Origin of the sequence: Dokdonella sp., from assembly GCF_039926425.1 — a bacterium.
Lineage (GTDB): Bacteria > Pseudomonadota > Gammaproteobacteria > Xanthomonadales > Rhodanobacteraceae > Dokdonella_A.
In genome coordinates this window covers 1-4,352 of the sequence record NZ_JBDSWZ010000296.1, presented here as the reverse complement: position 1 = coordinate 4,352, position 4,352 = coordinate 1, and the positions used below count along the sequence as shown (strand labels likewise).

The 4,352-nt window shown below is 65.3% G+C and carries 4 protein-coding genes; 2 read left to right on the top strand and 2 right to left on the bottom strand.

The genetic code is table 11. The annotated features are described in order from the left end of the window. Together cobA and cysK are read left to right on the top strand one after the other, a co-directional pair. Nucleotides 1-584: uroporphyrinogen-III C-methyltransferase (gene cobA / locus ABIV12_RS16585; protein WP_348061375.1), on the top strand; the 584-nt coding region annotated here is incomplete at its 5' end. Nucleotides 585-611: 27 nt separating this feature from the next. Beyond that, entirely contained in the window at nucleotides 612-1,568 is a 957-nt protein-coding gene (gene cysK, locus ABIV12_RS16580; RefSeq protein ID WP_348061373.1) for a cysteine synthase A, read from the top strand. A 123-nt stretch (nucleotides 1,569-1,691) separates the two neighbouring features. On the opposite strand, the gene ABIV12_RS16575 is transcribed toward cysK, so the two are convergent. Then, complete coding sequence (locus ABIV12_RS16575) at nucleotides 1,692-2,702, bottom strand: class I fructose-bisphosphate aldolase (protein WP_348061371.1); 1,011 nt, start codon at nucleotides 2,700-2,702, stop codon at nucleotides 1,692-1,694. 121 nt (nucleotides 2,703-2,823) lie between these two features. Further along, nucleotides 2,824-4,352 (bottom strand): hypothetical protein (locus tag ABIV12_RS16570; protein WP_348061370.1); only part of this gene is annotated, 1,529 nt, incomplete at its 5' end.

Sequence of the window (4,352 nt, the reverse complement as noted above, 5' to 3'; positions counted from 1 at the left end):
TCCACGCGCTGCTGCTCGAACACGCACGCGCGGGCCGGCGCGTCGTGCGGCTGAAGGGTGGCGATCCGTTCGTGTTCGGACGCGGCGGCGAGGAACTGGAGTTCCTGCGCGATCACGATATTCCGTTCGAAGTGATTCCGGGCATCACCGCGGCAGTTGCCTGCGCCGCGCATGCAGGCATCCCGCTCACGCACCGCGACCATGCGCAGTCGGTGCGCTTCGTCACCGCGCATTGCCGCGCGTCGCTCGATGCAATCGACTGGGCCGCACTGGCACAGGAACGCCAGACTCTTGCGGTGTACATGGGTGTCGGCGAGCTGGCGAGTCTGCGCGATCGCTTGATCGCGCATGGGCGTGCACCGTCAACCCCATTCGCGCTGATCGAGAACGGATCGCGACCGGAGCAACGCATCATCGTCGGCACACTCGACGACTTGCCCGAGCGCGCAATCGGGCACACAGTAAGGTCCCCTGCGCTGCTGATCCTCGGCGAGGTGGCCGCCCTCGCCGAACGCCTGCACTGGTTCGGCGCGGCGCCACTGGGCCATGCGACCACGCCCCACCCGCTACGGCAGGCAGCCTGATCCCTTCGCCTCGCAAAGGATTCCGACATGCTCCATGACAGCATCCTCGACACCATCGGACGCACTCCGATCGTCAAGTTGCACCGCATCGCGCCAAAGCACGTGCATCTGTACGTCAAGGTCGAGGCGTTCAATCCGGGCGGATCGGTCAAGGACCGCCTTGCGATCGCGATCATCCTCGACGCGGAAAAGAGCGGGCTTCTGAAACCGGGCGACACGGTCGTCGAAGCCACTTCGGGCAATACCGGCGTGGCGCTGGCGATGGTCTGTGCCGCACGTGGCTACAAGTTCGTCGCGGTGATGACCGAAACCTTCTCGATCGAACGCCGCAAGCTGATGCGTGCGTACGGCGCGAAGGTGATCCTCACTCCTGCCGCCGAACGCGGCAGCGGCATGGTACGGCGTGCGGAGGAACTGGCGAAAAAGCATGGCTGGTTCTTTGCACGGCAATTCCAGAATCCGGCAAACCCGGCCTATCACCGGCAGACGACTGCGGCGGAAATCCTCGGCGATTTTGCCGGCAAGCGCCTCGACTATTTCGTCACCGGCTGGGGCACCGGCGGCACGCTGACCGGCGTCGGCGAAGTGCTGCGCGTCGCCCGTCCGGAAGTACAGATCATCGCGACCGAGCCCGCGGGTGCGGCGCTTCTGTCCGGCGCCGAATGGAAGCCGCACAAGATCCAGGGCTGGACGCCGGACTTCGTGCCGGACGTGCTGAATCCAGACGTCGCGCATGCAATCGTGCCGGTCGACGACATCGTGTCGCGCGACACCGCGCGCAGGCTGGCCACCGAGGAAGGAATTTTCGTCGGCCTGTCATCGGGCGCGACGCTCGCCGCCGCGTTGATCGTCGCCGAAAAGGCACCGGAGGGATCGGTGCTGCTCGCGATGCTGCCGGACACCGGCGAGCGCTATCTCACGACGTTCCTGTTCGAGGGCGTCAACGAGGGCTCCGACGACGACTGGCTGGCATCGCTCGGATGAACTGAGCGCGATTTGCAGGTTCAAAGACCTCGGCTGAAGCCGCTTCTTCGACACCGCATGCAATCGTGCAGCAAAAAAAAGGGCGCCGAGGGCGCCCTTTTCTTCAATCTGTTCGAGCGCTGATCAGCCGCCCTTCTTCCACTGTCCGAGCGCCGCGAGACCATTCTGCTTCGCGCGCAGTGCAACCATCTTCTGCGCATCGGCGAAGTTCGCCTGCATGTCCTTGCCCCACAGGTTCAGCGCAGCCGACTGCATCGCCCGACCATACGAGAACGACAGCGGCCAGCAGTGCGGACCCATCTGGTTCATCGCGTTGAGGTGCGCCGTCGCCTGCTCGTCGGACTGGCCGCCGGACAGGAACACGATGCCGGGCAGCGACGCGGGCACTGCGGCCTTGAGACAACGGATGGTCGCTTCGGCGACTTCCTCGATGTCGGCCTGGTCTTCGCAATCCTTGCCGGAGATGACCATGCTCGCCTTCAGGATGGTGCCTTCGAGCATCACGTTCTGCTCGTACAGCGCACCGAACAGCGAACGCAACGTCGCCTCGGTGACTTCGTAGCTGACGTCGAGGTCGTGCTCGCCGTCCATCAGCACTTCCGGTTCGACCAGCGGCACGAGGCCTGCTTCCTGGCACAGCGCGGCGTAACGGGCGAGTGCATGCGAGTTCGCCTCGATGCAGGTGCCGCTCGGCGTGTCTTCGCCAATCGAGATCACCGCGCGCCACTTGGCGAACTTCGCACCGAGGCGCGCATATTCGGCGAGGCGATCGCGCAGGCCGTCGAGACCCTCGGTCACCAGCTCACCCGGAAAACCGGCGAGCGGCTTGGCGCCGAGATCGACCTTGATCCCCGGCAGGATGCCGGCATCCATCATCACCTTGGTGAACGGCACGCCGGCCTTGGTCGACTGGCGGATCGTCTCGTCGTACAGGATCGCGCCGGAAATGTGCTCACCCAGGCGCGGCGCCGTCAGCAGCATCTCGCGGTACGCGCGGCGGTTCTCTTCGGTATTCGGCACGCCGATCGCGTCGAAACGCTTCTTGATGGTGGCAGTGGATTCATCGATCGCGATGATGCCCTTGCCGGGCGCAACCAGGGCCTGGGCAGTGCTTTCAAGCTCTTCGATACTCATTGTGCCGCTCCGTGAACGAAAGGCGTCGCGGCCGCAGATGCAGCGACCGATCAGGGTGGATGTGAGGGGGCGGGATTATAGGCCAGTTGCGCGGAAGTCGCCCGAGCCGACGCAAATCGTTTCAAGGTGCGTCAGTCGGCCTCAGCAGCGCGCGGAATGCCGACTGGCGGGACATCCCCGCGGTATCGATCGCCAACAGATGCCCGTTCGCGTCCGCAGCCCACAACCGGTTGTGCGCCGGGTCGAAATCGGCGGCGGTCAGCGTGCCAAGCCCGCTTTGCGTGTGCGCTTCGATGGTCACCTCGAGGCCAACGTCCGCAATTCGCTCGAGACGGTAGCGTGCGATGACGCCGAGGCCACCGAGCAGTACGCCGTCGGGACTGCCGTCGGTGGTCAGCGTGTAGTACGTGTTGCCGAGATCCGGCAGGTCGAACAGCCGCTGCTTGTCCAGATCGTAGACATACAGCCGGCTCGGCTGCGTGCCCTGCACGACGACCACGTTCACGTCCGGCACGCCGATCAGGTGATAGCCACCCGAACTCGCGATCGGCAGCGATTTCGCGACCCACTGGTTGCCGCGCAGGTCGAGTGCAATCAGGCGGCTGTTCCACGTGCCCACGAGCGCGCGGTTCTGTGACGGGTCGATCCAGAACGCATGCAGTCGCAGGGCCTTCGAACCGGTCAGCGCGCGCAGGTCGATCGTCTGTTCCTCTTCCAGCGTCGGCCAATGCCAGGACTTGAGCGTGCCATCCGACGAGCTGGACCACAAATGCGGTCCGACCAGCGCGATCTGGTTGACCAGATAGTCGTGACTGCGCGACCGCCATTCGACCGTCATGTCCGGCAGGTTCCAGATGGCCACGGTGCGATCATCGGAGGCACTCGCCAGGTGCGCAGCATCGCCGGCCAGCGCGGTGACCCCATCGGCGTGGAGCGGATGCGGAATGACCTGTTCGCCGTGCAGCGAGTAGACGGTGCCGTTGCTCGAACCGACATGGACAGTTTCATGCGCGGAATCGACGTGCACCGCCCAACTCTCCGACGTACCCAGGGCGTAGCTCCGTTCAATCGGCAGGTTGCCGATATCGAACAGCGCAAGCCGGTGCGTGATGCCATCGAGCAGCAGCGCGCCGCCGCCGTCGACGTACAGCAAATCCTTCTGTTGCGCGGCGTCCGGATAATGTTCCGGCAGAAACGAGCCGTCCCGCCACACCGACAAGCCTGCGTCGCCGGCGACGATCAGGCTGGGTCCATCGGCGTTCCATGCCAGTGAATTGGCACCGCGCGCGACCGCAATCGTCTGTACGGGCATGCGGCCCTCGAGGGTCAGCAACCGGACTTCGGGTTCGGCCCCGGCCACCGCGAGTCGCGGCGGCGCGTCGAGCAACGCGAGATCGTTGACGTCGCCGAGGTCGAGCGCTTCGTCGGCGACCGGGCTGCCGTCGGCACTCCTGAACACGCGCACGCGAGAGCCGTCGGCGATCGCAAGAAAGGTACGACTCAGCGCGATCATCGGATGACCCGGCGACGCGATGCGCCGCGGCACGGACGACGAGCCCGGCCGGAAAAGAAGCACGTCGTCTCCCTGGCGCGCGACCGCAATGCGGCCATCGGGAGCAACGCGCACGATCGACCGGGCGTCGATCCCCT